3 protein-coding genes are annotated in these 3,957 nt (G+C 67.7%); 2 read left to right on the top strand and 1 reads right to left on the bottom strand.

The features are described 5' to 3' along the window. Nucleotides 1–31 precede the first annotated feature (31 nt). Entirely contained in the window at nucleotides 32–1,672 is a 1,641-nt protein-coding gene (locus tag ACFWF3_RS27180; protein WP_379316219.1) for an AMP-binding protein, read from the bottom strand. A 326-nt stretch (nucleotides 1,673–1,998) separates the two neighbouring features. Between ACFWF3_RS27180 and ACFWF3_RS27175 the strand changes: the two genes are divergently transcribed. Both ACFWF3_RS27175 and ACFWF3_RS27170 read left to right on the top strand, forming a co-directional pair. Next, the gene (locus ACFWF3_RS27175; protein WP_379316217.1) at nucleotides 1,999–2,817 is read left to right on the top strand and encodes an enoyl-CoA hydratase/isomerase family protein; all 819 of its coding nucleotides are present in this window, start codon (nucleotides 1,999–2,001) and stop codon (nucleotides 2,815–2,817) included. Nucleotides 2,818–2,862: 45 nt separating this feature from the next. Next, nucleotides 2,863–3,957: NDMA-dependent alcohol dehydrogenase (locus ACFWF3_RS27170; protein WP_379316215.1), on the top strand; the 1,095-nt coding region annotated here is incomplete at its 3' end.

Raw genomic sequence — 3,957 nt, 5'->3', positions numbered from 1 at the left:
TTGACCAGACAGTCGTTGACCTTGCGCATCGTCATTCCCCGATTCCCTCGGCTTCCGCGGCGGCGCGCTGCATGGCCCAGCGATAGTCCGGTTTGCCGTTTCCGAGCCGACGGATCTCGTCGACATAGATCACGGCTTTGGGCACCTTGAAGCCGGCCAGCCGAGATCGGCACAATTGCCGCAACGCCGCCGGACCGACCCGATTCGCGGCGTAGACACGGTCGCCGGGGTCGACACAGACCAGCGCGACCACCTCGTTGCCCCATCTCGCACTCGGTCTGCCGACCACGAGCGCGTCACCGACCCGGGGGTTCGAGCGCAGCACCTCCTCGACCTCTTCGACGAATACCTTCTCGCCGCCGGTGTTCACCACGAGGGCGTCACGCCCGAGCAACCGCAATGAGCCGTCGGCGGCGACGGTCGCGCGGTCACCGGGGATCGCCATCCGGACGTCGCCGATGACGGGGAAGGTGCGCTCGGTGGCCTCGCGGTCGTCGAGGTAGCCCAGTGGGACGCGCCCGGTCCGCGCCGCCCAGCCGACCTCGCCCTCGCCCGGCGTCAGGAACCGGGTGCGGTCGTCGCTCACCGCCGTTCCGCCCGGCATCGGCGCGAAGCTGTCGACTTCGTTGCCCTTGGTACTGCGACCGAATCCCATGCCACCCGTTTCCGACGACCCGTAGCCCTCGACCACGAACGCGTGCGGAAGCAGGTCGAGCAAGTCACGCCGGTGCACCGGATTGGTCGCCGCGCCGCCGGTACCGATCGCCATCAGCGCGGACAGGTCGTAGGACTCTTCGCGCAACGCGCGCACCAGCGGACCGGCGTAGGCGTCACCGACGATCGTCATGAGCGCGACCTTTTCCTGTTCGGCCACGCGCAGTGCGCTGTGCGCGTCGAACTTGTGCCGGTCGTCGTAGAGCACAATCGTCTGCCCGGCGAGCAGGCCGGCGAACGAGGTCCAGATCCCCGCCGCGTGCGACAGCGGCGACACCGCGAACCAGACGTGACCGGTCATCAGCGCGAGCCGACGCAGGCCCTTGCCCGACTCGTGGTCGGCACCGTTCATCGACGAGACGTACATATCGCTCTGGCGCCAGAGCACGCCCTTGGGCCTGCCCGTCGTGCCGCCGGTGCACAGCATCACCAGGTCGTCGGGCGAGGTCTCGATGACCGGTTCGTCGGCGCCGAGCGCCACCGCGTCCTCGTAGCCGATCGCACCCGCCAGCTCGGGGACGTCACTGCCGTCGTCCACCGAGACCAGCAGTTCGACGCCCTCGGGCGCGGACTGCTCGACCACCGCGCCGAAGGACCGGTGGTAGACGATGCCGCGCGGCTTGATGTAGGCGAGCAGATCCCGGATCTCGTGGGCGGTGTAGTGGTGGTTGATGTTGACCGGTACGACCCGTGCCTTCATGCCGGCGATCATCACGTCGAGGTACTGATCGTTGCGCATGAGCAGCGCGATCCGATCCTGCCCGCATTCCCATCGATCCAGTTCCGCGCGCGGGGTGTGCACACCGAATCCCCGCTCGGCCAGGAAGTTCGCGAACTTCCTGGTGCGCAGCGCGGTGTCGCCGAAGGTGCGGCGACGCTCGCCGCACACTGTCAACGTCCGATCCGGCACTGCCGCCGCGACCTCGTCGAATACCGCGCTGATCGTCCATTCGGTCAACAGAGCGCTCCGCTACCTGCGCGGAGGTTCGATTGTTCTGTGTGCATGGTTCGGTCCTCGATGTCCTAGCGGAACGAAGCGGCGGGTGTCGCGCGCCGCCTGACGGGAAAGCTTGCCGCAAGCCGAATAGATATGACTACTGTATACGTAACAGTAGAGCCTGACGCAAGGTTTCGTCCGAGGATCGCTCCCGAACCGTCGAAGACCGGCCCAGCGGCGAGCGCAATCGATCCGCCACCTGTCGCAGATTCAAACGGTAGTCTTTACTGTATATGTAACGGTATGACTCACCGATACCGATCGACCAGGAAGAATCGGGGACGACAGTGACCACCGACAACGCGCCCGACAACAACGCGGGGACGGTGGGCGTCGAGCACGACGGACCGATTCTGCGCCTCACCATCGACCGGGCGAACCGACGCAACGCACTCTCCCCCAGCATGATCGACACCCTGGTCGCCACGCTCACCGCCGCCGCGACCGACGCCGAGCTGCGCGTCGTGCACATCACCGGCGCCGGAGCGGACTTCTGCTCCGGTGTCGACTGGGTGGCGACCAACAGCGCGGGCGAGCGCCCGCCGACCGGAGATCTGGTGCGACGCATCCCCCACACCGCCCACCGGGTCATCGAGCTGCTCCAGACGGTGCATCTACCGGTGGTGTGCACCGTCCGAGGCTGGGCGGCCGGGCTCGGGTGCAATCTCGCGATCGCCGCCGATTTCACCCTCGCCGACACCGACGCTGTCTTCTGGGAGCCGTTCCTGCCGCGCGGATTCAGCCCCGACTCCGGCTCCACCTGGCTGCTCCCCCGCCTGGTCGGACTGGCCAGGGCCAAGCGGATGCTGCTACTCGGCGAGAAGGTCGGCGCCGGCGACGCCGCCGACTGGGGCCTGATCCACGCGGCTATGGCACCCGAAGACCTCGACCGGGCGACCGAGGAGCTGCTCGCCCGGTTGGCCGCCGCGCCGACCATCGCCTTCGGCCTGGCCAAACAGTCCATCCACCGCAATCTGGTCACGGGATTGACCGAGGCGATGGACAACGAGCTCTACGCACTGGAACTCGCTTGCCGCACAGCTGATTTCAAGGAGGGTCTGGCGGCCTTCCGGCAACACCGTGCTCCCGAGTTCCACGGCCGGTGACCCCCGGCCGACTCTCCCACCACCCGACACCATGAAGAGGTACCGATGAAGACCAGAGGCGCGTTGATCTGGGACCGCGATCAGCCGTGGTCGATCGAAGACATCGAGATCGGCGAGCCACAGACGGGTGAGGTCAAGGTCAGGATGGAGACGGCGGGGCTGTGCGACGCCGACCACCATCTCGTCACCGGCGACATCGCCATGGCCGACTTCCCGGTCCTCGGCGGTCACGAGGGCGCGGGGGTGGTGGTCGAAGTCGGGGCGGGCGTGCACGATCTCACCGTGGGCGACCATGTGGTGATGTCGTTCGTTCCGTCCTGCGGCACGTGCGGGCCGTGCCGTGCCGGACTGTGCAATCTGTGCGATCTGGGCGCAGGCCTGCTCGGTGGCGCGGCCGTCTCCGACGGCACCTTCCGGGCGACCGCACGGGGGCGCGGAGTGCACCCGATGGCACTGGTCGGCGCGTTCGCGCCGTACGCCGTGGTCCATCGGGCCTCGGTGGTCAAGATCGACCCGTCGATCCCGTTCGAGATCGCCTGCCTCGTCGGTTGCGACATCACCACCGGCTACGGCTCGGCCGTCCACACCGCACGGATCCAGCCGGGTGAGGATGTCGCGATCATCGGGCTCGGCGGCGTCGGCGCGTCCACGCTGCAGGGCGCGGTGCTGTCCGGGGCGTCACGGATCTTCGTCGTCGACCCGGTCGAGTGGAAGCGCACGCAGGCCGAGAAACTCGGTGCCACCGACGTCTATCCTGATCTCGCGACCGCCGCCGACGGCATCGCCGCCGCGACCGGCGGACGGATGTGCCACAAGGTGATCGCCTCGATGGGGCGACGAGACGGCGACGATCTCGAGGCGTGGATGGACCTCACGGCCCGAGCGGGCACCTGTGTGCTCACCGCCATGGGCTCCACAGTGGCCGCCCAGGTGCCGCTCACGCTGTCGATGCGGACGTTGTTGCAGAAGAACCTGCAGGGCAGCCTGTTCGGCGGCGGGAATCCGCACGAGGACATCCTCGAGGTGCTGGCCCTCTACAAACTCGGCGACCTCGATCTGGACGGCACCCGTACCAAGGAGTACCGGCTCGACCAGATCAACGAGGGCTACGAGGAGATCCACCGCACCCACGGTTTACGC

It is taken from the genome of Nocardia sp. NPDC060220, from assembly GCF_042727815.1.
In the GTDB taxonomy this organism is placed as follows: Bacteria; Actinomycetota; Actinomycetes; order Mycobacteriales; family Mycobacteriaceae; genus Nocardia.
The sequence above is the reverse complement of the archived record's forward strand: the minus strand, read 5'-3'. Positions and strand labels throughout refer to the sequence as shown.